General features: G+C 64.8%; 20 protein-coding genes. 5 read left to right on the forward strand and 15 right to left on the reverse strand.

The annotated features are described in order from the left end of the window. Positions 1-90 precede the first annotated feature (90 nt). On the forward strand, positions 91-585 hold the full coding sequence (greA, locus tag CH271_RS13710) for a transcription elongation factor GreA (RefSeq protein ID WP_032394210.1): 495 nt from the start codon (positions 91-93) through the stop codon (positions 583-585). A gap of 69 nt (positions 586-654) precedes the next feature. Here the strand turns inward: greA and CH271_RS13715 are convergent, their stop codons facing one another. Genes CH271_RS13715 through CH271_RS13725 form a run of 3 tightly spaced genes read right to left on the reverse strand, consistent with a single transcriptional unit; the run spans position 655 to position 5,601 of the window. After that, positions 655-1,449: an ABC transporter permease gene (locus tag CH271_RS13715; RefSeq protein ID WP_037191376.1), complete on the reverse strand. Its 795-nt coding sequence runs from the start codon at positions 1,447-1,449 to the stop codon at positions 655-657. Next, positions 1,446-2,414, reverse strand: coding sequence for a daunorubicin resistance protein DrrA family ABC transporter ATP-binding protein (locus CH271_RS13720; RefSeq protein ID WP_037191373.1), 969 nt, complete (start codon positions 2,412-2,414; stop codon positions 1,446-1,448). Before CH271_RS13720 ends, CH271_RS13715 begins: the two co-directional genes overlap by 4 nt. A gap of 55 nt (positions 2,415-2,469) precedes the next feature. Next, positions 2,470-5,601 (reverse strand): arabinosyltransferase domain-containing protein, encoded by a 3,132-nt coding sequence (locus tag CH271_RS13725; protein ID WP_094633921.1) that lies wholly within the window; start codon positions 5,599-5,601, stop codon positions 2,470-2,472. A gap of 119 nt (positions 5,602-5,720) precedes the next feature. On the opposite strand from CH271_RS13725, the gene CH271_RS13730 reads away from it, so the two are divergent. Then, a complete protein-coding gene (locus tag CH271_RS13730) occupies positions 5,721-6,857 on the forward strand; it encodes a hypothetical protein (RefSeq protein WP_179274580.1) in 1,137 nt (378 codons plus the stop codon). A 22-nt stretch (positions 6,858-6,879) separates the two neighbouring features. On the opposite strand, the gene ilvA is transcribed toward CH271_RS13730, so the two are convergent. After that, positions 6,880-8,043, reverse strand: coding sequence for a threonine ammonia-lyase (gene ilvA, locus CH271_RS13735; protein WP_218828496.1), 1,164 nt, complete (start codon positions 8,041-8,043; stop codon positions 6,880-6,882). Between the two features lie 186 nt (positions 8,044-8,229). Between ilvA and CH271_RS13740 the strand changes: the two genes are divergently transcribed. Genes CH271_RS13740 through CH271_RS13750 form a run of 3 tightly spaced genes read left to right on the forward strand, consistent with a single transcriptional unit; the run spans position 8,230 to position 10,118 of the window. Then, entirely contained in the window at positions 8,230-9,168 is a 939-nt protein-coding gene (locus tag CH271_RS13740) for a DUF6286 domain-containing Asp23/Gls24 family envelope stress response protein (RefSeq protein ID WP_179274581.1), read from the forward strand. Further along, positions 9,168-9,719 (forward strand): hypothetical protein, encoded by a 552-nt coding sequence (locus CH271_RS13745; protein WP_094633924.1) that lies wholly within the window; start codon positions 9,168-9,170, stop codon positions 9,717-9,719. Before CH271_RS13740 ends, CH271_RS13745 begins: the two co-directional genes overlap by 1 nt. Before the next feature lie 24 nt (positions 9,720-9,743). Next, the gene (locus CH271_RS13750; protein WP_143546058.1) at positions 9,744-10,118 is read left to right on the forward strand and encodes a hypothetical protein; all 375 of its coding nucleotides are present in this window, start codon (positions 9,744-9,746) and stop codon (positions 10,116-10,118) included. A 65-nt stretch (positions 10,119-10,183) separates the two neighbouring features. Here CH271_RS13750 and CH271_RS13755 read toward each other — a convergent pair whose 3' ends face one another. The 11 genes from CH271_RS13755 to CH271_RS13805 form a co-directional block, all read right to left on the reverse strand. Further along, a complete protein-coding gene (locus tag CH271_RS13755) occupies positions 10,184-12,709 on the reverse strand; it encodes a polynucleotide kinase-phosphatase (RefSeq protein ID WP_094633926.1) in 2,526 nt (841 codons plus the stop codon). Then, positions 12,706-14,001, reverse strand: coding sequence for a 3' terminal RNA ribose 2'-O-methyltransferase Hen1 (locus CH271_RS13760; protein WP_306437407.1), 1,296 nt, complete (start codon positions 13,999-14,001; stop codon positions 12,706-12,708). Before CH271_RS13760 ends, CH271_RS13755 begins: the two co-directional genes overlap by 4 nt. 285 nt (positions 14,002-14,286) lie before the next feature. Next, positions 14,287-15,477: an elongation factor Tu gene (gene tuf, locus CH271_RS13765; RefSeq protein ID WP_008714056.1), complete on the reverse strand. Its 1,191-nt coding sequence runs from the start codon at positions 15,475-15,477 to the stop codon at positions 14,287-14,289. 102 nt (positions 15,478-15,579) lie between these two features. After that, on the reverse strand, positions 15,580-17,682 hold the full coding sequence (gene fusA, locus CH271_RS13770; protein ID WP_037191357.1) for an elongation factor G: 2,103 nt from the start codon (positions 17,680-17,682) through the stop codon (positions 15,580-15,582). Between the two features lie 95 nt (positions 17,683-17,777). Further along, complete coding sequence (gene rpsG, locus CH271_RS13775) at positions 17,778-18,248, reverse strand: 30S ribosomal protein S7 (protein WP_003941856.1); 471 nt, start codon at positions 18,246-18,248, stop codon at positions 17,778-17,780. Between the two features lies 1 nt (position 18,249). Beyond that, positions 18,250-18,624 (reverse strand): 30S ribosomal protein S12, encoded by a 375-nt coding sequence (rpsL, locus tag CH271_RS13780; protein WP_008714048.1) that lies wholly within the window; start codon positions 18,622-18,624, stop codon positions 18,250-18,252. Positions 18,625-18,917: 293 nt separating this feature from the next. After that, positions 18,918-19,445 carry a DUF3558 domain-containing protein gene (locus CH271_RS13785; protein ID WP_094633928.1) on the reverse strand — a complete coding sequence of 176 codons (528 nt, stop codon included), beginning with the start codon at positions 19,443-19,445 and terminating at the stop codon, positions 18,918-18,920. Further along, a complete protein-coding gene (locus CH271_RS13790) occupies positions 19,442-19,942 on the reverse strand; it encodes a DUF3558 domain-containing protein (protein WP_037191645.1) in 501 nt (166 codons plus the stop codon). The genes CH271_RS13785 and CH271_RS13790 overlap by 4 nt, the downstream gene beginning before the upstream one ends. 35 nt (positions 19,943-19,977) lie before the next feature. Beyond that, positions 19,978-20,505 carry a hypothetical protein gene (locus CH271_RS28850; RefSeq protein ID WP_094633930.1) on the reverse strand — a complete coding sequence of 176 codons (528 nt, stop codon included), beginning with the start codon at positions 20,503-20,505 and terminating at the stop codon, positions 19,978-19,980. A 42-nt stretch (positions 20,506-20,547) separates the two neighbouring features. Continuing rightward, complete coding sequence (locus CH271_RS13800; protein ID WP_094633989.1) at positions 20,548-21,954, reverse strand: amidohydrolase family protein; 1,407 nt, start codon at positions 21,952-21,954, stop codon at positions 20,548-20,550. Between the two features lie 61 nt (positions 21,955-22,015). After that, a complete protein-coding gene (locus CH271_RS13805; protein WP_037191644.1) occupies positions 22,016-22,639 on the reverse strand; it encodes a TetR/AcrR family transcriptional regulator in 624 nt (207 codons plus the stop codon). Positions 22,640-22,656: the final 17 nt, after the last annotated feature.

Raw genomic sequence — 22,656 nt, forward strand, 5'->3', positions numbered from 1 at the left:
AACCATTGGAGTCCCCTGTTCGTTGCGTGCCCTACCTGCTCAGAAACCGGAATCCGAGCTCGAGATTCCGACTACGAGGGAGTGATCGAGATGACCGAGACCCAGGTGACCTGGCTTACCCAGGAATCACACGACAGGCTCAAGAGCGAACTCGACCAGCTCATTTCCAATCGCCCCGTCATCGCCGCCGAGATCAACGAGCGTCGCGAAGAGGGCGATCTGAAGGAGAACGGCGGCTACCACGCTGCGCGCGAGGAGCAGGGCCAGCAGGAAGCACGTATCCGTCAGCTGCAGGAACTGCTCAACAACGCGAAGGTCGGCGAGGCACCCACTCAGTCCGGTGTCGCACTGCCCGGCTCGGTCGTCAAGGTCTACTACGACGGCGACGAGTCCGACACCGAGACGTTCCTGATCGCCACCCGCGAAGAGGGTGCCCGTGACAACAAGCTCGAGGTGTACTCCCCCGCGTCACCGCTGGGTGGATCGCTCATCGACGCCAAGGTCGGCGACACCCGCGAGTACACGCTGCCCAACGGCAAGACCATGAAGGTCACGCTCGTCAGCGCGGAGCCGTACCACACGTAAGCCTTCTCACCGAAGACGAAGAAGCACCCCCGGTCGCCGAGCGACCGGGGGTGCTTGTCTGCGTGGATGTCAGGCGGTCATCGTCTTCTGGTACTTGCGTACCGACAGCGGCACGAACACCACGAGCATCAACACCACCCAGATCAGGGTGTACAGCACGGGATTCTGCAGCGGCCACACCTCCGGCGGCGGTGCCGTCGGATTGGTGTTGCCGAACTGCTCTCGCACCGCCAACGTCACCGACGAGATCGGATTCCACTCCGCGATCGTCTTGAGCACGCTGGGGAAATTGTCGATGGGGACGAAGGTGTTGGCGATGAACGTCAACGGGAAGATCACGATGAACGACGCGTTGTTGAAGATCTCCGGCGAACGCACGATCAGTCCCACCAGAGCCATCACCCACGAGATCGAGTACGCGAACAACAGCAGCAGTACATAGCCCAGCAGGGCGTCGAAGAACGAGGACGTGATGCGCCAGCCCACGATCAGTCCGGTGATCGACATGATCGTGATGGTGACGATGTTGTTGCCGACGTCGGCTGCCGTGCGTCCGATGACGACGGCCGATCTCGCCATCGGCAACGACCGGAACCGGTCCATCACGCCCTTCTGCAGATCCTCGGCCAGCGAGGACCCGGTGATGGAGGCACCGAAGATCATCGTCTGGACGAAGATGCCGCCCATCAGGAAGCTCTTGTAGTCGATACCGGGCACGTCGATCGCACTGCCGAAGACGTACGCGAACAGCAGGACGAACATGATCGGCGACAGCGTCGCGAAGAACAGCAGATCGGGAACTCGCTTGAGTTTGATCAGGTTTCGCTTGGTGATGATTGCCGAATCCAGGAGAACGTTGCTCATTTCTCTTCCTCCGCAGCCTCGGGTTCGCCGGTGGTCTGACCGGTCAGACTCAGGAACACATCGTCGAGGTTCGGCCGCCGCAGACCGACGTCGACGACTCCGATTCCGTTTTCCTCCAGCTGGGCCAGCGCCGTGGACAGGTCCTTCGATCCCCCGTTGACGGGCATGACGATCCGGCCCACCTGATCGTCGAGCGTGGGCGGTTCGACGCCGATCGGAGCGAGGATCTGCATCGCTCGATCCGCTTGGGACCGATCGGTCAGCACGAATTCGACTCGCTCGCCGCCGGTTTGGGCCTTGAGTTCGTCCGCGGTGCCGCGGGCGATGATCTTGCCCTTGTTCAGCACGATGATCGAATCGGCCAGTCGGTCGGCCTCCTCGAGGTACTGGGTGGTCAGCAGAATGGTCGTGCCGTCTCGGACGAGATCTGCGATGAACTCCCACATGGTGATTCGGCTGCGTGGATCGAGTCCGGTGGTCGGTTCGTCGAGGAACACCACCCGTGGTCGGCCGATCAGGCTGGCCGCGATGTCGAGTCGCCGACGCATACCGCCCGAGTACTGCTTGGCGGTGCGATCGCGTGCGTACTCCAGATCGAAGCGCACGAGTAGCTCGTCGGCGCGCTTCTTGGCCTCCGCCTTGCGCAGGCCGAACAGTCGGCCGACCATCTCGAGATTCTCGTACCCGGTCAGGTATTCGTCCACGGCCGCGAACTGACCGGTCAGTCCGATCGTGCCGCGAACCTCGTTCGCCTGCGTCGCGACGTCGAGCCCGAATATTCTGGCCGAGCCGGATGTCGCTTGCAGCAAGGTGGCGAGAATACGCACTGCCGTGGTCTTTCCGGCACCGTTGGGACCGAGCACACCCAGCACCGTGCCCTCGGGAACGGTGAAGTCGATCCCGTCGAGCGCGACGTTCTTGCCGTACCGAAGTACGAGGTTCTCTACTTCTATAGCGTTCGCCATTGCCCTGTCCCCGTTTCTCTACTGGTCGGTGTTAGGACTTCCGAACGCGTAGAGATTAACCGGTCTTGATCGGACCGGGCGTCCACAGACCCGAACGCTGGACCTCTTCGGCTGTGATCTGCGCCGCCTGCGCCGACTCGTCGTACGGCATGTACTGCTCGATCGACCCCCAGTCGCGGTCCCAGTCGCCGGACAGATACGACGGGATGGTGCGGGCGGAGGCGACGATGTCGATCCACCCGAGCGGCCCACCGCCGAAGTGGTCCTGCCACGCGTTGGTGATGACGGCACCGCTGCGATCCGGCAGCACCCGGTACTGCGGAACTTCGGCAACCCCGAGGCGGTGATCGAACGGACGCTGGCAGGGGAAGTTGAAGCCGACCTCCCAGTCCAGCATCACCGGAGCGTCACGGCCGACGACTTCGTTCAACGTCTGGGTACGCGGAACTCGGGGCGGGGTGATCGCCAACCACTGGTCGGAATCTCGATCGGTATCGGAGAGCACCAGGCGAATCGTGTTGGCACCGGCGGGAATCTGGTCCATCGGGACTCGTAGGTTGCGCCACGACGGCGTCGGGCCGATGTCGATCGGCGTCACGCGCCCCTGCGCCTGTCCGTCGACTCCGTACTCGAGTTCGAGGCTCTGGCCGTACGTGACGATGCCGTCGGAATCCACCGAACGGATGCGTCCGGCAGCGGCGATCGAGATCAGATCACCGGGATCGGCAGGCAGCGCGTACCAGCCGGTGGTCAACGTGGCAGGAGTATCGGACCCGAACGAACCGAGCACCGGCACAGTGGCCGGATCGAGGCCGAACGGCAATGCGCTACCGCCGGTTCCTGCTCCGGTGGTCGACATCGGCTGCTGCTGCTCGTCGGTGTCGACGGTGTTCGAGGTACCCGACGCCGAGGATTCCTTGTCGGCGGTGAGGTCGCCCGCCACACCATCGGGGGTGAACCCGTCGTTCTCTGCACCGAGCGCGGCGAAGGCGTCCCCGCTGACCGGTTGCAGCACATCGGCATTCGGATCCGTCTCGAGCAACACGTCGTTCGCGAGCCCGCACGTGTCACCGGTGAGCGCCGAGAGATTCGATTTCGCGACCGAGTACGACGGCCATTGCGCCACAGCACCCTTGGCCATCGACGCGACGGCCACCAGCACCATCAGAGCCGCCCCGACGGCGATCGGCGGCACCGACCACCATCGCGCCATCGGTTTGTCGGCGCGCACATAGGGCGCGCGGAGATGGAACCAGACGGCGGCGAGCAACAGCAGCAGGGTCAGGCCGAGGAACATGGTCGAGATGCCGAGACCGGCAACGAGGATCGGCTTGTCCCAGAACGGAACTCCCCACGCCGAGACGTACCAGTAGCCGTTGGTTCCGGTGAACGCGACGGCCAGCAGAAACGAGACCGACGCGGCGAACAGGAGTCGGTTGCGCCGCGATCGCAGTACCGCCGCTCCGGTCGCCACGGCTGCCAGTACCGCAACCGATGCGGCGAGTCCGGCGAAGACACCGAAATGGTGAGTCCACTTGGTGGGGGTGATCATCATCAAGGCCATCGCCCCGACGGTGATGCCGACGATCCGGCGGGCCGGCCCCGTGGCGGTGCCCGGGATCTTGCCACCCTTGCGCAGCATGGCGACGACCACCGCGATCAGCGAAACGACCATCACGAACACTCCGAAGCGCCGCGCGAGCGAGCCGTCGATGTCCATGTTCATCAGCCACTGGTAGCGCAGGTACTCGTCGAACCAGGCCTGGCTCGGTCCGGCCGCGTTGTGCACCCGCTGCATCTCGAGCATGCCGGCCACGGTCTGGTTGCCGAATGCGAACACCAGCACCACCGTGCCCGACGCGATCAGCGGGGCGAGCAGTGTCAGCGCGCCCAGTGCGGTACTGCCGAACTCCCGGGCGCGGGCGACGACGATCTGCAACACCGGCCGAGCCCCGGCGATCAGCGGTGCGAAGCAGATGAAACCGGAGGGGCCGCAGGTCACCGTCAACGCCGCGATGAGTATCGCCGCGGCCGCGGGCAGCAACCTGCGGGTCGCGATCGAGCGCTCCACCGAACACCACGTCAGCAGCACCCCGAGCGCTACGAACGGTTCCGGGCGCAGGCCGTTGTTGTACGGCAGCCAGAACGCCAGCAGTACCAGGCCGCCCGTCCAGAGCGCGGTCTTCGAAGCGCGAGCAGCCGCACCGAACCGCGGGATCACCTCTCGACTGATGACGAGCCATGCCACGACGGCGCAGACCAGCGTCGGCAGACGCATCCACACACTGGCCGTCGAGACGTGCGACATGAGTCCGAACATGTCGTACAGCGGCGTACCGAACGGTGTCTCGGGCACCCCGAAGTAACGGAAGTAGTTGGCCATGTACCCGGCGTGATCGGCCGTGCGCGCCATGCCCAGCTGGTAGCCGTCGTCGGAGGTGTTCGCGCCGATCAGGTGCCACACCAACAGCGTCCCGATCACCACCGCATCGGCAGCGCCGAACGTCCACCAGCGACGCGGGAGGAAGCGTCGGGCACGTCGGCCGTCGGAAAGGTCGAGGCGGTGCAGCGCTATCAGCGAGATGCCCGTGGCGAGTACGCCGACGATCATCGCGAACCACTTCAGCGCACTCGGGGTCGACGAGAATCGACTGTCGAGCTGCGCGGTCAGTGTCAGGCCGTCGACGCTGCCTCGAAGATCGCTGAAGACTCCGACCAGCTGTGGTCGGACATCACCCTCGCGCGTGGTGGTCTCGGCACCGGTCAGCCCGACGGTCGTCGAGGTGCCGTTCGAGGTGATCGTCAACGCGCAGTCGCCCGCAGTCGAAGGGCTCAGTTCCGAGACCGGCTTCTCGATAAGGACGGAATCACGCAACGTCACCTTCAGTTGCGATGCTTCACCGCCCGTGACCTCGGCAACGAGACCGTAGCGATAGGCGTCGGGCGATCCCTTGGGCGAGGTGGACAGCAACATCCCGCCGTCGGGCAACAGATTCGCGGCAGCACACGGAACCGTCGCATCGACGTCGATCGGCGTGTAGGCGACGAGCGGAGCCTCGACACTGGCGATCGTGTCCGACTGCGGCCACGTCAGGGAGGACTGCTGCTGCTCGATCGGCAACAGAGGTATCGAGATCGTCAGCAGAATTCCCAGGACTGCGGAGACGATCGCGACGAGCCGAGCCATGCAAATATCTCCCACCGATGTCCTGGTCCAGGTCGCTGATCAAGGTACCAGTCGGGTCCGAGCGGGCCGGGCGAGACGAATCCGGCCTGGACAACTCTCGCTGTGGCACACTCTTGACCGTGATCAGCCCGATGGCGGTGCATGTCGAAGGCACCGAAGCCGGACGCATCACCGCGCGGATAACGACCCCATCGGGCATCGAGACACGAGTGACGACGGAGTCGAACTATCCGCTCGACCATTCCGCCACCCCCTGGCTTCCGCCGCTCCTGACAGCCGGCATGCGCAAGGGTTGGGACATCGCTTTCGACGGCCCGGTGGATTCGACGGCTCTTCGCGGTGCATCCGGGGCTCAGAAGGTCTTCCTCGACTGGTATCCCAAGCGTTTTCGTGAAGTATCGATTTCGGCCGAACCCGGCCGCGTCGCCACCGGCGCGACGGGAGTGGGTTGTTTCTTCAGCGGGGGCGTCGACAGCTTCTACTCGGCAATCATGGAATCGGACCGCATCACTCACCTGATCTTCGTGCACGGTTTCGATATCGACATCGACGACGAGAACCTGGCGGCCAGAGCCTTGGCCGGAGCCCGCGAGTCGGCGGCGGAGTTGGGCAAGCCGTTGATCGAGGTGAAGACCACGATGAGGTCGGCCTTCGCAAACCGGCTGCCTCTCGACTGGGGGTACGACTTTCACGGTGCCGCGTTGGCGCACGTCGGTCTGGCGTTGTCGCAACACCTGAGCACCGTCATCATCCCGTCCTCGAACTGCCGCGAGGAACTCACACCGTGGGGCTCTCATCCTGATCTCGACCCGTTGTGGTCGAGTGGCACAGTCGCGTTCGAGCACCACGAGCTCGATCTGCACCGTCTGGGCAAGATTCGTTACATCGGCGAGAACCGAACCGCAATGAACCATCTGCGGGTCTGTTGGGAGAACCTCGACGGGGCCTTCAACTGCGGCAGGTGCGCCAAGTGCGTTCGCACCCGGATCGGGCTCGCGGCCGCAGGTGCACAGTGCACGACCTTCCCCGACACCATCGATGTACGCGCTGTTGCTCGCATGGATCTGAGAAGCCGCGATCGCGGCTACCTGAGAACCTCACTCGGCGCGATGCACGATGCCGGTGTCACCGACGCAGACCTGCAGCGGGCCGTGAACACAGCGATCCGACGAAGTTATTGGACACCGGCGATCGTCTACATGCGTAGTGCAGGTTCGTATGTCGGCCAGGTGATCCGTCGAAGTCTGCGGCGTTGAATCGGCTGTGTCGCGCGGCAGATCAGTTCTCCACGTGCACGGCGTACCCGGCTGCGCCGAGGGCATCGAGCACCGAACCGCGGTGGTCGGGTCCGCGGGTCTCGACGGTCAACATCACGTCGACCTCCTCGAGGCCCAGGCGTCCACCGGTACGGGAGTGGACGACATCGACGACGCTGGCTCCGGCATCGCGCACCACCCCGAGTACGCCGGTGAGTCCGCCCGGCTTGTCCGAAATGGTCACGCGTACAGCGAGATAACGTCCACCCGCTCGAAGACCGTGGGTGATGACGTGCGTGAGCAGCAGCGGGTCGATGTTTCCGCCGGAGAGAACGGCGCACACCGAGCCGGTCAGTCCGAGTTCGTCCGCGGAATGCGTCATCAGCGCCGCCACCGCTGCCGCACCTGCCGGCTCGACGATGAGTTTCGCGCGCTCGATGCACAGCACCAGCGCCCGCGACAGCGCATCCTCGCTGACGGTGACGACGTCGTCGACCCATCCCTGCACGTGATCGAACGGCACCGATCCGGGCAGGCCGATCGCGATACCGTCGGCCATCGTGGACATCGACGTCAGCGCGATCGGGTGCCCCGCCTTCAGTGATGCGGGCCAGGCGGCAGCGCCCTCTGCCTGCACACCGACGATCCTGATATCGGGCTTGGTCAGCTTGACCGCGGCGGCGACGCCGGCCAACAGTCCCCCGCCGCCGGTGGGAATCACGATGGTGCCGACATCCGGCATCTGCTGCAACAGTTCGGTGCCCAACGTCGCCTGCCCCGCGACGATGTCGAGGTGGTCGAACGGGTGAATGAGGGTGGCACCGGTACGTTCGGCGAATTTCCTCGCCGACTTCAGTGCCTCGTCCACCGTGTTGCCCACCAGATGCACCGTCGCGCCGTAGGCCTTGGTGGCGACGAGCTTGGGTAGCGACACTCCCACCGGCATGAACACCGTCGAGTCGATCCCCACCTGCGACGCCGCCCACGCCACACCCTGAGCGTGATTGCCCGCGCTGGCCGCCACGACCCCGCGGGCGCGCTGGTCGGCGTCGAGCCGGGCGATGCGGTTGTACGCCCCGCGCGGCTTGAACGATCCGGTGCGCTGCAGGTTCTCGCACTTGAGCCGCACCTCGTGGCCGGTCAGATCCGACAGAATGCGCGAGGCCACCACAGGGGTCCGGCGCATGACCGGCTCCAGCAGCTCCTCGGCCGACGCAATATCCGACGCGGTCACCCGCACAATTTCCGACACGGTCGCAGTATGCCAGGAACAATTACTCTCGTGACGTCATCCGTCAGCGGTCGTCACTACAGTTGGGGAGCGCGTGCCGCACCACAGCGAGCCGCGACGGGCGCAAAGGATTCTCTCGAGATGACGCAGGCTGGATCCGACGAGGTCGACAACGACCGCGAGATGCGTGGCAGCGTCGAGATCAAGGATCGGGCGATTTCACGGACCGCCATCGCGGCGGCACTGAAGGATCCTCGGGTCACGCGCACCACCGGCGGCTTCTCGCGACTGACCGGTCGCGAACTCCCCCGCGCCGACGTCACCCTCGGCGAGGACACGATCGCCGTCAACCTCTACATCGGCGTGACCTGGCCGTCGCAGATCACCGAGGTGACCGAGTCCGTGCACGCCACCGTCGAGGCCGCGTTGGCGACGATGACGGGGCTGCACGTGCATCGGGTGAACGTCCTGGTATCGGACACCACACCGAACACCGGTTTCTCGTCCACCTCGAATACCGAAGCAACGCAGGCCATCCCACCTCGTCCACCCACGGCCGGGCCGGCCGCGATGCCGGTGGCACTGTTGTTCGGGTTCGCCCTCCTCGGTGTGGCCTTTCTGGCCGGCAGGGAATTCCTGATCGCCGGCGGCCACCTCGGCGGTAGCCCGTGGATCGCCGACGCTGTGTCCTGGATCGCCCGATTGCACTGGCAGAGTTGGATGACAGCCGCCGCGATCGGAGCAGCCGTCGTCGGGTTGTTCCTCGTGTTCATCGGGGTCAAGCCGCGAACGAAGACGCATTCCGGACTGGGCGAGTCGGCACCGACCGTCTGGGCCACGCCGACCGACATCGCTCGATTGTGCAGTGCTGCAGCGCAGTCCACGCGCGGAGTCGCGGATGCACACACCGTCGTCACGCGCAGGAAGATCGAGGTGCGAGCCGAGCGGGACGGGACTGTCGATGCCGAGAACGTCGACGCCGCCGTGCGCGAGGCACTCGCTCCGACACTGTCGGTTGCCGCGGGCGGACGACGGCTGACGGTGAAGCAGTCGGTGGCAGCTCCGACGAGGGTGTCGTGATGAAGACATTCGTCGCCGGGGTCGATCGACTCCTCGCGATCGTGGCCGGGTTGGGATTGATCGCGGGAGGTAGCTTCGCGCTCGCCTGGCACTACGACGTCCCATGGGCACGAGAGATGCTCTCTCGCTTCGATCGCTCGCGAATGTCGGCGCTACCGGAACAGGGCTGGTGGGTACCGACGCTGGCTGTGGTTGTCTGCATCGCAGTGGTCATGGCACTGCTCCTGTTGATCGGCAACTTCTCTCCGCGCACGACCGGAACGGCCAGCGTCATCGAGGAGCCGCACTTCTCGGCACACGTGGACCTGAGCGCCATCGCATCGGGCGTCGCCGCGGAACTGGCTCGGTTCCCCGGTGTTCGACACGCCCGCGGTACGGCGATCGACGATCGAGGACTGCCCACCGTCGCTGTGTCGGTCCATGCTGCAGCAGATTTCGATGTGGTCGCATTCACCGCCCGGGCCGAATCACGTGCCGCCTTCGTGGCCGAATCACTCGCCGGTACACACGTCGCCACCCGCATTCAATTGCACGTGGACAAACGGCGATAACAGTCCCGGCGGTACGGTGAAGCCATGGTTGCATCGACGCGCGGTAAGTTCCGGAAATGGTCCGGCGGCATGCCCCTCGCCGTGCCCGTCGCATTCGGAGCGGTATTGGTCCTTGCCTCCTTCGCCTCGAAGCTCGGCGGCAGTGCGGTCTTCTTCTACGCCCCACTGGTGTTCGTCGCGACCGGCACGATGATCTGGCTCAAAGCGCGTTCCGTCTCGGACCGAAGCGGCCGAGTTCACGCCGCTCTGGGATCGGCAATGCTGGTCGGATCCGGCGTTGTCGTCGCTGTGTGTGGTCTCGCGGGCGGCCTGATGCTGGACTCGCCGACATTCTGGGCATCGATCGCGGTTGCTGCAGCAATCGCGGCACCGATCAGCGCAGGCATCAGTCCGTTCTAGTGCCTGCAGCAGTGGTGTGGTTATGTGCCCCAGCGGGCACATAACCACACCACTGCCCTCGGCACCTACAGGCGCGGGTCGACGGGCTCGGATTCCAGTGCCAGGACGGCGAACACGGCCTGGTGGATGCGGTAGAGCGGCTCACCGCGCACCGAGCGATCCAGCGCCTCCATTCCCAGCGCGTATTCGCGTAGCGCCATCGACTGCTTGTGTCCCACGTTTCGGTTGCGCAGTGCAGTCAGTCGATCCGGGTCGGTGTAGTCGGCACCGTAGATCAGCCGCAGATACTCTCGACCGCGAACCTTCGTGCCGGGCTGCATCTTTCCGCGTGGAGCGTTCGCTGCCGGTTTGACGACCATGCCCTCGCCGCCCTGCGCCGTCAACTCCTCCCACCAGTTCTCCCCTGCCGCAACCGAATCCGGGGTCGACAGATCGACCTCGATTCGACGGGTGGTGGCGAACACCTCGGGAGCTGCTGCCACCAGTCGGTCGGCAACGTCGAGGTGCCACGTGTGCGGACGATCCGCATACGTCTCGACGTTGGACGCCAGCACCTGAAACGGCGCGATCCGAACCCCGTCGAGCCCGTCCGTCGGCCAGACGTACCGCCGATACGCATCGGTGAACTCGCCGAGATTGCTCTGCCTGACGGTGTTCCGCTCCAGCAGCTCCTGCACGTCGAGACCGCGCGATCCGGCCGATGCCAGCACCGTCGCCTCGGCCCCGAGATTCGCCCGGGACACCGCAGCGACGGCGGCGTACTCGGCCTTGATCAGGCCCTCCGCTTTGGCAGACCACGGCAGCAGTTCGCAGTCGAGAATCAGCCAGCTCGAGGCCAACTCGTCCCACACACCGGCCTTCTCGATCGCGTCGGACACCCCGGTGATCAGCTCACCGGTGAGCGACTCGTCGAACACCGGACGCCCCGTCCGCGTGTACGCGGTGCCGAGCACTCCCTCCGGTGCATCGAACTTCTCCCGAGCGGTGCCTGCATCTCGACACACCACCACGACCACCCGCGAGCCCATGTGCTTCTCCTCGCAGATCACCGTCGACGCACCGAGCGCGCGATACGCGTCGAATGCCTCCGTCGGATACTCGAGATAGCCCTCGCGCTCCGATGTTCCACTCGGGGCCATCGTCGGCGGCAGATAGTGCAGCCACTGCGGAGCGAGCGCGAACCGACTCATCACTTCCAGTGCGCCCGCGGCATTCTCCGGCCGAATCGATACGCGCCCTCGCAGCGACGTCTCGACGCCGGTCGGACCGATCACGTCGGACAGATCGAGCGACGCCGCATCCCGCGTGAACGCACCCATCGGGCGGGCAGGCTCATACCAGACCTTCTCGGCCGGAACCGACACCACCTCGCGCTCCGGATAGCGCAGCGCCGTGAGCTTCCCACCGAAGACGCATCCCGTATCGAGACACGCAGTGTTGTTCTCCCACTCCACTTCCGGCACCGGCGTGTGCCCGTAGAGCACCGTCGCCGAGCCCCGATAGTCCTGCGCCCACGGATACCGCACCGGCAGGCCGAACTCGTCGGTCTCGCCGGTGGTGTCTCCATACAGAGCAAAGCTTCGAACCCTGCCCGACGCCCGGTTGTGGTACTTCTCGATCAGTCCGGCGTGCGCGACGACGAGCTTGCCGCCGTCGAGCACGAGGTGCGCGACGAGGCCGTCGCAGAACTCGAGAACCTCCCGGCGGAACTGTTCCGTCTCGGCGTCGAGCTGTTCGAGAGTTTCGGCCAGACCGTGCGAGGCAGTGACCTTCCGGCCGCGGAGTGCCTTGACGAGCTTGTTCTCGTGGTTGCCCGGAACCGCCAATGCTGCTCCGGTACCGACCATTCCCATCACCAGCCGGAGTACTCCGACGGAGTCGGGACCCCGATCGATGTAGTCACCGACGAACACGGCCGTCCGTCCGTCCGGTGGCGTCGCACCGACCGGTCGGCCGGCCTCGTCCCGCTCGAGCGTGTAACCCATTGTCGTGAGCAGACTTTCGAGCTCGACGAGACAGCCGTGGATGTCACCGACGACGTCGAACGGTCCGGTCAGCTCACGCCGATCACTGCGCAGCGGGGTACGAACGAACGTCGCCGACGCCACCTCCTCGACACCGTCGAGTACATGGACCGAGCGGAAACCTTCCTTGGACAGGCCCCGCATCGAGCGCTGCAACTGGGACTGTTGGCGACGCAGCACGTCTCGACCGAACGTCCTGTCGGTGCGCTCGGCATTGCGCTGTGCACATACCGATTCCGGCACATCGAGCACGACGGCGACCGGCAGCACATCGTGTTCGCGAGCCAACGCGATCAACGCCTTTCGCGCCGCAGGTTGCACATTGGTGGCGTCGACGACGGTGAGCAGACCGGCTCGAAGCCTGGTTGCGACGAGAAATTCCAACAGCGCGAACGCGTCCTTGGTTGCGCTCTGCAGATTGGGGTCGTTGCTCACCATGCCCCGGCAGGCGTCGCTGGACACCGTCTCGTACGGACCGAAGTGTTGCGCGGCGAACGACGACTTGCCGGAGCCGCTGATGCCGACGAGTACGACGAGGGACCGATCCGGAATGTCGAAGGTACTCATCGGGACTGCTCCTCTCGGGTGAAGACGGCCATCTGGGTCGGGGTGCCGTGCATGTCGTCGACGGGGCCGATTCCCTCGAAGCGCACCTCATATGCGTGATCACGTGCCACCGACGAACCCCACTGCTCGAACTCCGCGCGGGTGAACTCGAATCGGTGGTCGACGTGACGGAAGGTTCCCGGTTCGAGGCCGGGATACAGCACGTTGTACTCGGAGTTGGGTGTGGTGACCAGAACCGTTCGCGGGCGGGCCTGAAGAAACACCGATCGCACCAACGCCGGAAGCCGATCGAGGTCGACGTGTTCGATGACCTCCATGAGCACCATCGCGTCGAATCCCTGCAACCGAACGTCGCGGTAGGTCGCGGACGACTGGACCAGCTCGATGCGTGTCCGCTGCCGATCCGCCATGTCGTCCAGACGCAACCGGCGGTGTGCCTTGGCGAGTGCACGATCACTCACGTCGGCACCGACGATGCGATCGAACGTGTTGTCCGCGAGCAGCTCTCGCAACAGACGCCCTTCACCGCAACCGAGGTCGATCACCGACTTCGCGCCTGCACCCGTCAGTGCCGACAGGACGGCGCGTACTCGCTGCTCGGCCAGCGTCGGATCTCGCGGGGCTGCGTCGTCCTGCGGCGCGTCGGGTACCAGTCGATCGAGCGCCGAGGCCACCAGTTCACGGCGGTGCGCCAGGTAGCGGGACGCGATCAACGCCGACTCCGGGTGATCTCCCAGCCAATCCCCTGCTGCTCGAACGAGTTTGTCCGCCTCGTCCTCGCCCACCCAGTAGTGCTTCCCGTCGTCGAGGACCGGAAGAAGGACGTACAGGTGCCGCAGCGCGGCCGACAGCGTGAAGGTTCCGGTCAACACCAGATCGATGTACTCGGAGTTGCCCCACTCCGGCTGCGTCGAATCCATCGGAATAGGCGTCGCGTCTACCGTCCAGCCCAACGGACCGAACATCCGTGACGCGAGATCAGCGGCACCACGTGACGGCGCGGCCGGCATCGAGATCGTCAGATCGATTGCAGCAGCAGCTAATTCGGGCTTTCCGGTGCACACACCGGCCAGTGTCTGCTTGAACAGTCGCGACAGGGCCACGGCCAATCCGGACGCGGCACCGTCGTTCAACAGGACTGCGACGGTGGTGCGCTGAGCCGAGACTTCCGGATACAGCACGGTGGTGGTGCCCATCGGCAGGTTCCAGCTCTGCACGCGATCGGGGTGCTTGTGCAACAAATACCCGATGTCGGAGGTGTCCGGGAAATCGGTTGTGGCATTTGCAGTCACGGTCAGTAGCACCGCAGCGACGTTACGGGACCGCCGCATCCGATGCGTCCCATTTTTCGCCGCCACCTCGGGCCGCGTCAATGGACCATTGCATACGTCTGAACACGGCAAAGGTCCATTCACCCTCTGGGGGTGGCCACCTCAGCCTGCGTGAATGGACCATTGCATACGTCTGGGCGGTGCAATGGTCCATTGACGCGGGCGGCGGAGCCGCACGCACGCACGCAAAAGCGGCACCCACCCTTTCGGGTGAGTGCCGCTTCAGGTACAGCTGGTGGAACTAGATCACTTGATGATCTTCGTGACGCGGCCGGCTCCGACGGTACGACCGCCCTCACGGATTGCGAAACGCAGGCCGACATCCATGGCGACCGGCTGGATCAGCGTGACGGACATCTCGGTGTTGTCACCGGGCATGACCATCTCGGTGCCCTCGGGAAGGGTCACGACGCCCGTAACGTCCGTGGTACGGAAGTAGAACTGCGGGCGGTAGTTGTTGAAGAACGGCGTGTGGCGGCCGCCCTCGTCCTTCGAGAGGATGTAGGCGTTGCCCTCGAACTCCGTGTGGGGAGTCGTGGTGCCGGGCTTGATGATGACCTGTCCACGCTCGACGTCTTCGCGCTTGATGCCACGAACGAGGAGGCCGACGTTGTCGCCTGCCTGACCCGAGTCGAGCAGCTTGCGGAACATTTCGATTCCGGTGACGGTGGTCTTGGTCGAGCCGGGGCGGATGCCGACGATCTCGACCTCTTCGTTGACGTTGACCGAGCCGCGCTCGATACGTCCGGTGACCACGGTGCCACGGCCGGTGATGGTGAAGACGTCCTCGACGGGCATGAGGAACGGCTTGTCGGTCTCACGGACGGGATCCGGAACGGAATCGTCGACGGCCTGCATGAGCTCCAGAACCGACTCGCCCCACTTCTCGTCACCCTCGAGTGCCTTGAGTGCGGAGACCTTGATGACCGGTGCGTCCTCGTCGAACTCCTGCGAAGCGAGGAGCTCGCGGACCTCCATCTCGACGAGCTCGATGATCTCGTCGTCGTCGACCATATCGGCCTTGTTCAGTGCGACCAGGATGTACGGAACACCGACCTGGCGGGCGAGCAGCACGTGCTCGCGGGTCTGCGGCATCGGGCCGTCGGTTGCTGCAACGACCAGGATTGCGCCGTCCATCTGAGCCGCGCCGGTGATCATGTTCTTGATGTAGTCGGCGTGACCCGGTGCATCGACGTGCGCGTAGTGGCGCTTCTCGGTCTGGTACTCGACGTGGGAGATGTTGATCGTGATACCACGAGCCTTCTCCTCCGGAGCCTTGTCGATCTGATCGAAAGCCGAGGCCTCGTTCAGGTCCGGGAACTTGTCGTGCAGAACCTTGGTGATTGCAGCCGTCAGCGTCGTCTTACCGTGGTCAACGTGACCGATGGTGCCGATGTTGACGTGCGGCTTCGTCCGATCGAACTTCGCCTTCGCCACTGTGTGTCCTCCTGGACTGATCTGTGCGGACCCCGACGGGGCCGACACGCGTATGTGTTCTTACTTATTACAGGTCGAGCGTGGTCCAGCAAACGAAGAGAATTACTCTCCGTTGACCTTCGCGATGATTTCCTTCGCTACGTTCGCGGGAACTTCTGCGTACGAATCGAAGACCATGGAGTAGTTAGCGCGGCCCTGTGTCTTCGACCGAAGGTCTCCGATGTAGCCGAACATCTCCGACAGCGGAACCAGTGCCTTGACGATACGGGCACCGCTGCGCTCCTCCATGGCCTGAATCTGACCACGGCGGGAGTTCAGGTCGCCGATGACCTCACCCATGTAATCCTCGGGCGTGATGACCTCGACGGCCATGACGGGTTCGAGAATGACGGGGCTGGCCTTGCGGGCGGCTTCCTTGAACGCTTGTGAGCCGGCGACCTTGAAGGCCATTTCCGACGAGTCGACGTCGTGGTACGCACCGTCGAGCAGTGTGACCTTGACGTTGACCAGGGGGTATCCGGCGAGAACACCGTACTGCATGGCGTCCTGCGCGCCGGCGTCGACCGAGGGGATGTACTCCCTGGGCACACGACCACCGGAGACCTTGTTCTCGAATTCGTAGGTCGCACCGTCTTCGCCCTCGAAAGGCTCGAGCTTGATGATGACCTTCGCGAACTGGCCGGAGCCACCGGTCTGCTTCTTGTGGGTGTAGTCGTGCTTCTCGACCGTCTTGCGGATGGTCTCGCGGTACGCGACCTGCGGCTTGCCGACGTTGGCCTCGACCTTGAACTCGCGACGCATGCGGTCCACGAGGATGTCGAGGTGCAGCTCGCCCATTCCGCCGATGACGGTCTGGCCGGTGTCCTCGTCCAGCTTCACCGAGAAGGTGGGATCCTCTTCGGCGAGCTTCTGGATTGCTGTTCCCAGCTTCTCCTGGTCGGACTTGGTCTTCGGCTCGATCGAGACCTGGATGACCGGGTCCGGGAAGCTCATGGACTCGAGGATGATCTGGTTCTGCGGATCGCAGAGCGTGTCACCCGTCGTGGTGTCCTTGAGGCCGATGACGGCGTAGATGTGACCGGCAGATGCGGTCGCGATCGCGTTCTCCTTGTTGGAGTGCATCTGGAACAGCTTGCCCAGACGCTCCTTCTTGCCCTTGGTCGAGTTGATGACCTGAGCGCCGGAGTCGACCTTGCCCGAGTACACCCGGACGTAGGTCAGCTTGCCGAAGAAGGGGTGAGTCGCGATCTTGAACGCGAGAGCTGCGAACGGCTCGTCTGCGGACGGCTTGCGAGTGATCTCCTTCTCCTCGTCGCCGACGGCGTGTCCGATGGTCTCGGCAACGTCGAGGGGAGACGGGAGGTAGTCGATGACCGCGTCGAGCATGGGCTGAACGCCCTTGTTCTTGAACGCGGATCCACACAGGATCGGGTACAGCTCGCTGTTGACCGTCATCTTGCGGATGGCGCCCTTGATCTCGTCGATCGTGAGCTCTTCGCCACCGAAGTGCTTCTCCAGAAGCGCTTCGTCGGACTCGGCCACGGTCTCGAGCAGCATGGTGCGGTACTCGTCCGCGCGCTCCTTGAGGTTTTCCGGGATCTCCTGGATCTCGTACTTCTCGCCGAGCTTGGTCTCGCCACTCCACACGAGAGCCTTCATCTGCACGAGGTCGATGACGCCCTCGAAGTCGTTCTCTGCGCCGATGGGCAGCTGGATGACCAGCGGCTTGGCGCCGAGACGATCGATGATGGTCTGCACGGTGTAGTAGAAGTCCGCGCCGAGCTTGTCCATCTTGTTGACGAAGCAGATGCGCGGCACGTCGTACTTGTCGGCCTGACGCCAGACCTGCTCGGACTGCGGCTCGACACCCTCTTTGCCGTCGAACACTGCGACTGCGCCGTCGAGGACGCGGAGCGAACGCTCCACCTCGACGGTGAAGTCGACGTGACCGGGGGTGTCGATGATGTTGATCTGGTTGTCGTTCCAGAAGCACGTCGTGGCAGCAGAGGTGATCGTGATGCCACGCTCCTGCTCCTGCTCCATCCAGTCCATGGTGGCTGCGCCATCGTGAACTTCACCGATCTTGTAGGAGATACCGGTGTAGAAGAGGATGCGTTCGGTAGTGGTGGTCTTGCCGGCATCGATGTGGGCCATGATGCCGATGTTGCGGACCTTGAGTAGGTCGGTCAGCACGTCCTGTGCCACGAGTTAACCCGCCTTGGTGTTGGAAGAGGTATTGCCTGAGCTGATCAACGCTCCGGCGGCACCGGATAGTTCCGAATGCCGCCCGAGCGAGGAGATCACCAGCGGTAGTGAGCGAACGCCTTGTTGGCTTCGGCCATCTTGTGAGTGTCCTCGCGACGCTTCACAGCGGCACCGAGGCCGTTGCTGGCGTCGAGCAACTCGTTCGCCAGACGCTCGACCATGGTCTTCTCACGACGAGCGCGCGAGAACGTGACCAGCCAGCGCAGTGCCAGCGTGGTGGAGCGGCCGGGACGAACCTCGACGGGCACCTGGTAGGTGGCGCCACCGACACGACGGCTGCGAACCTCGAGGGCCGGCTTGACGTTGTCGAGTGCACGCTTGAGCGTGACGACGGGGTCGGTGCCGGTCTTCTCGCGAGCCTGCTCAAGCGCCTGGTAGACGATGCGCTCTGCGGTCGACTTCTTGCCGTCGAGAAGGATCTTGTTGACGAGCTGCGTGACCAACGGCGATCCGTAGACCGGGTCGTTGATCAGCGGCCGCTTGGGTGCCGGGCCCTTGCGTGGCATATCAGCTCTTCTCCTTCTTGGCTCCGTAGCGGCTACGAGCCTGCTTGCGGTTCTTGACACCCTGGGTGTCGAGCGAGCCGCGGATGATCTTGTAACGCACACCCGGGAGGTCCTTCACACGACCACCGCGAACGAGCACCATCGAGTGCTCCTGCAGGTTGTGACCCTCACCGGGGATGTATGCGGTGACCTCGACCGAGGAGGTCAGGCGAACACGCGCGACCTTACGGAGAGCGGAGTTCGGCTTCTTGGGGGTGGTGGTGTACACGCGAGTGCACACGCCACGGCGCTGGGGACTGCCCTTGAGGGCAGCGGTCTTCAGTTTCGCGACCTTGTCGGTGCGTCCCTTACGGACCAGCTGGTTGATCGTTGGCATAAACCGGCTTTCTTCGTGTCGATAAACAGGGATCTAGCAGTTGGAGCAAGAGAACACTGCTCCTCACCCGGTACTGCTGCTGCTCCAGTACTGCTATCGCGGGTCTCTTGCACCCCGCGGTCGGGTGTGTCGCATACCCCCACACGTCCAGCCGGTTGCGCGCTCTTCGAGCGAACGTGCGCACGGCTGTACCTCGCATAGGCACACAAACGTTCCGGCCAGGCCGGACACGACCCATAACGATACCCGGCGGCGTCGCCTCGGGTCAAAACACCCCTCGCGCGGGTAGGCAACTAACGACTGAGGTTGAGCGTGAGATCGGCGAGCTTCGCCGCGGCCTGGCATGGATCGGGATGCGCGGCGTCCGGTTGGTACTGCACCCACCACCCGAAGATGCCGTCCCGATCCGCACCCGCCGAGACTCCACACGACGCGGAGTCGTCGGGACGCTGAGCCTGGATTGCCTTGCGGCCCTGCACCGTTGTGTCGGTGACGGTGTACATCATCTTCTCGTCGGCGGCCCGCTCGGCTGCGAGAGTGCCGGACTCGAACCAGTTGAACGTCACCTTCACCGTGCCCGCGGAGCCGACGAGATCCCACCGACAGATGGCCCCGAAGAAGCCGCGCTCGATGGCGTCGGCTCCGGTGGTCTCGGCGATCTGGTCGTCGGAGACGGCGTCGCACTCGGTCAACAATTCGGTGAATTCTTGGCCACCGGAGCCCGCGAAGCTCGCCGGTCTCGCGGTCCCCTCGACGGTCTGGGCGCACCCGGCAACGAGCAACAGGGTCGACGCCGCCGCGATCACTCGTCTGCGCGTCATTGCTTGCGCTCCACGGTCAGCGTCGCGAGTTCGTTTCCGACGTCGCACGGCGGGCGCGCGGCCGGTCCGAGGGAGTACGTGATCGACCAGTGGAAGAAGTCGTCGCCGAACTGCACGCCGATCTCGCACAGAGTGTCCTGCTCGGCCTCGAAGCCGGGGTTGCCGTCGATGTCGATGTCTTTCGCCGGACGGCCGATCAGCTCGGAACCGGCGCGTTCGCGTCCGATGGGGCTACCGCGGTACCAGGAGAAGCTGACGCCGGGCCCGCCGAACCCCGTGGTCTCCCACTGGCAACCGACGGAATTTCGGGTGATCTGCGCGAACGGGCCTGCACCGAACGCGGACTGCACCTCGGCGTCGGTGATCGATCCGCATTCGCCGAAGAACGGGCCGGGCTCGTAGGCCGCGGTGGTCGGGGCGGTGTCCTCCGGCGCCGCAGCGTCGTCCTCCGCACCGCCGCACCCGGCGATGAGCACAGCTGTTGCCGTCACGACCATCGCGAACCGTCTCGTCATCTGCCCCGGGCTCACAGCTACGGGGCCGAGAATCCGCCGACGCCCGGAATGTCGAACAGAATGCCGTAGGCGAGGACGTGTGCGGTGAACAGGACCGGTCCGCTGCCGGTATCGGCGACGACCGGTCCGGAGGGCTCGAACACGCCGTTTCCCTGCTGGCAGATCGGTGCGTTCACCGAGCCGGTGCGTCCGTTGGCGATGTTGACGAAATCGACCTGCAGGCTGGCGAAGTTCTGATAGGACGTGCAGATCCGCGGCTCGGCGGCGCGGCCCCAGATGTTGGTCAGTCCCGGCGTCTCGGTGCTGGCTACCTCGATCGTCCCGATCCACTGATCCGGCACGACGAGTCCGCCGACGGTGACTCCGAGGTTGGGGATCTGCAGAACGGGGACGGGAACCGGTCCCGGCGGGGGTGCAGGCGCGTTCTCGGTGGGTGCAGGCGGTGCATCGGCAGGCGGTTGGGCCTGTGCGACCGGCGCGAGGGCCATGGTGCCCACAGCCGCGAATGCAGCTGCGAGTAGACCGAATCGAGTCCGACGAGCCATACCTGTGTGTCTCCTGATCCTTTGGAAGCGAGTCGCCATACGTTACCGCGAAGCGGCGAGCTTCCGGCCCTGGACGTAGACGCCGACGATGGCGGGCTCGCGCATCGCCATCAGCAGAGCGAACAGGGTCTGGTCGCGGGCCAGCTCGGGGTCGTCGGCACGGACGCCGTGGTCGACTGCTGCCACGAGCTGCGGCCACGCGGACGGATCGACCACGACGAAGTCGGCTTCCTTGCCCGCGTCGAAGTTGCCGATTCGGTTCTCCATGTCCAGCGCACGGGCCCCGGCGAGGGTTCCGGTGAACAGCAGCTCGGCGGGATGCAGGGACAGTCCGGCGTCACCGGCCTCGGAGATGTGCACCTTGAACGCGTCGGCGAGGACCTGCGGCAGCAACCATTCGTCACCACCGCCGAAGTCCGACCCGATGGCGATGTTCACCCCCGCGGCAACGGTCCGCAGCCACGGCATGGTGCCCGAGCCCAGGAACTGTTGCGAGGTGGGACAGTGCGCGATGGACGTGCCGGTCTCTGCCATTCGCGCGAGTTCGACGTCCTGACAGTGCACCGCGTGCGCCAGGATGGTGCGCCGCCCCAGGAAGCTCTTTCCACCGACCTGCGAGCCCGGCAGGAACTTGCCGTCGTAGGTGTCGAGGTACGTCTGCACCCCGTAGGCGTTCTTGGTGGCGTCGATCTCGCCGGTCCCCGGCCGGTTGTTCTCGTTCAGGTGCGTGTGGAAGTAGACACCTCGCGCGCGGACGGAATCGTAGAGCTCGCCGAGGTTCCTCAGCGTCTCCGTCGTCACCGAGAGCGAGAACCGCGGTACGACGGCCACGTGCAGCTTTGCCGTGTCGACGTCGCCGGTGTCGGCTGCGTGCCACTTCTCGATCTCCTCGGACACCAGCCGGATGGCCTCGTCCTCACCGGTGATCAGGGCCTGCGCCGACGCCGGGCCGGTGGTCTGGACCCCGCGGCCACTGACGATGCGCAGCCCGTGCTTCTCGGTCTCGGAGAACAGCGAGTCCTGCGCATGCGGGAACGCCGATCCGAACACCATCGCCTGCGTGGTTCCGGCTCGGATCCGCGCGGCGCAGAAGTCTCCGGCCGCAGCGGCAGCGAACTCGGGATCGGCGAAGCGCGACTCGGACGGAAAGATGCACGTGTTCAGCCACTCGAGGAGTTGCCCGCCGCCGTAGGAATCCCCGGCGTAGGTCTGCGGGAAGTGAATGTGCGTGTCGACGAATCCCGGCAGTAGGAACCCGGGCCGATGGTCGGCAACCGCATGCTGCGCGAATTCGGTTGGGAGCAAGTCGAACTCACCACAGAACTCGATGATGCCGTTGTCGCCGACCACAAGGGCACCGTCGGGAATCGACACCAGCGCGGCGGCGGCGTCCACCACGGTGGGCGAGCCTGCGACGTGAAAGATGTGGCCGCGGTGCACGCGTGCGATTTCGGAAGTCACCCGCCAGACTCAAGCACAGGTCGATCGGAACTGCAGATCGTGCGGCTCTCTACTGCACTCCCGCTCCTGCCGCGGACAGCCGCGCGTTCAACGACGCATCCAATACCTCTGCCCACGACCGCACGACCTCGGCACGCCGTCGTGCGTCGTCGGTGAGCACATCGGCCAGACCCAGACCGCGGGCGAGGTCGAGGGTTGCCTGAACGAGACGGTGGGTGACGGGATCGTTGTCGTCGACACCGAGGTTCTCGACGGCCATCTTGTGGGCACGACGACCGAACCGTTCTTCGAGTGGGACGATCCGATCGCGCAACTCGGGATCGGCCGAGGCCGCTGTCCAGACCTGAAGTGCCGCTTTGAACATCGGCCCGGTGTAGTACTCGACGAGCCGTTCCACCACCAGTTTCGTCCGGCCCGGGCCCGCCGGAATCTCCTGCGCCTCGCGGCGAGCGCTGTCCATCCGAGTGTCGAACATGTACTCGAGCGCTCCGGTGATCAGATCCTCACGCGTCGGGAAATGATGCTGGGTCGCGCCGCGGGAGACGCCTGCACGTTCGGCGACCACGCCGACCGTCGTTGCAACCCAGCCCTGCTCGGCGAGCGAATCGATCGTCGCCTCCAGCAGTCGCTGACGCGTCACCCTGCTGCGGTCCTGCTTGGGTTCGCGCGCCATCACCATCGCCATACTCC

The sequence above is a fragment of the Rhodococcus sp. 05-340-2 genome, assembly GCF_002258915.1.
Lineage (GTDB): Bacteria > Actinomycetota > Actinomycetes > Mycobacteriales > Mycobacteriaceae > Rhodococcoides.

What these genes read in the sequence shown, in the direction of transcription:
- greA (WP_032394210.1), top strand. Translation starts at nt 91, where the DNA reads ATGACCGAGACCCAGGTGACCTGGCTTACCCAGGAATCACACGACAGG.
- CH271_RS13715 (WP_037191376.1), bottom strand. Translation starts at nt 1,449, where the DNA reads ATGAGCAACGTTCTCCTGGATTCGGCAATCATCACCAAGCGAAACCTG.
- CH271_RS13720 (WP_037191373.1), bottom strand. Translation starts at nt 2,414, where the DNA reads ATGGCGAACGCTATAGAAGTAGAGAACCTCGTACTTCGGTACGGCAAG.
- CH271_RS13725 (WP_094633921.1), bottom strand. Translation starts at nt 5,601, where the DNA reads ATGGCTCGGCTCGTCGCGATCGTCTCCGCAGTCCTGGGAATTCTGCTG.
- ilvA (WP_218828496.1), bottom strand. Translation starts at nt 8,043, where the DNA reads ATGCGCCGGACCCCTGTGGTGGCCTCGCGCATTCTGTCGGATCTGACC.
- CH271_RS13740 (WP_179274581.1), top strand. Translation starts at nt 8,230, where the DNA reads ATGACGCAGGCTGGATCCGACGAGGTCGACAACGACCGCGAGATGCGT.
- CH271_RS13745 (WP_094633924.1), top strand. Translation starts at nt 9,168, where the DNA reads ATGAAGACATTCGTCGCCGGGGTCGATCGACTCCTCGCGATCGTGGCC.
- CH271_RS13750 (WP_143546058.1), top strand. Translation starts at nt 9,744, where the DNA reads ATGGTTGCATCGACGCGCGGTAAGTTCCGGAAATGGTCCGGCGGCATG.
- CH271_RS13755 (WP_094633926.1), bottom strand. Translation starts at nt 12,709, where the DNA reads ATGAGTACCTTCGACATTCCGGATCGGTCCCTCGTCGTACTCGTCGGC.
- rpsG (WP_003941856.1), bottom strand. Translation starts at nt 18,248, where the DNA reads ATGCCACGCAAGGGCCCGGCACCCAAGCGGCCGCTGATCAACGACCCG.
- rpsL (WP_008714048.1), bottom strand. Translation starts at nt 18,624, where the DNA reads ATGCCAACGATCAACCAGCTGGTCCGTAAGGGACGCACCGACAAGGTC.
- CH271_RS13785 (WP_094633928.1), bottom strand. Translation starts at nt 19,445, where the DNA reads ATGACGCGCAGACGAGTGATCGCGGCGGCGTCGACCCTGTTGCTCGTT.
- CH271_RS13790 (WP_037191645.1), bottom strand. Translation starts at nt 19,942, where the DNA reads ATGGTCGTGACGGCAACAGCTGTGCTCATCGCCGGGTGCGGCGGTGCG.
- CH271_RS28850 (WP_094633930.1), bottom strand. Translation starts at nt 20,505, where the DNA reads ATGGCTCGTCGGACTCGATTCGGTCTACTCGCAGCTGCATTCGCGGCT.
- CH271_RS13805 (WP_037191644.1), bottom strand. Translation starts at nt 22,639, where the DNA reads ATGGCGCGCGAACCCAAGCAGGACCGCAGCAGGGTGACGCGTCAGCGA.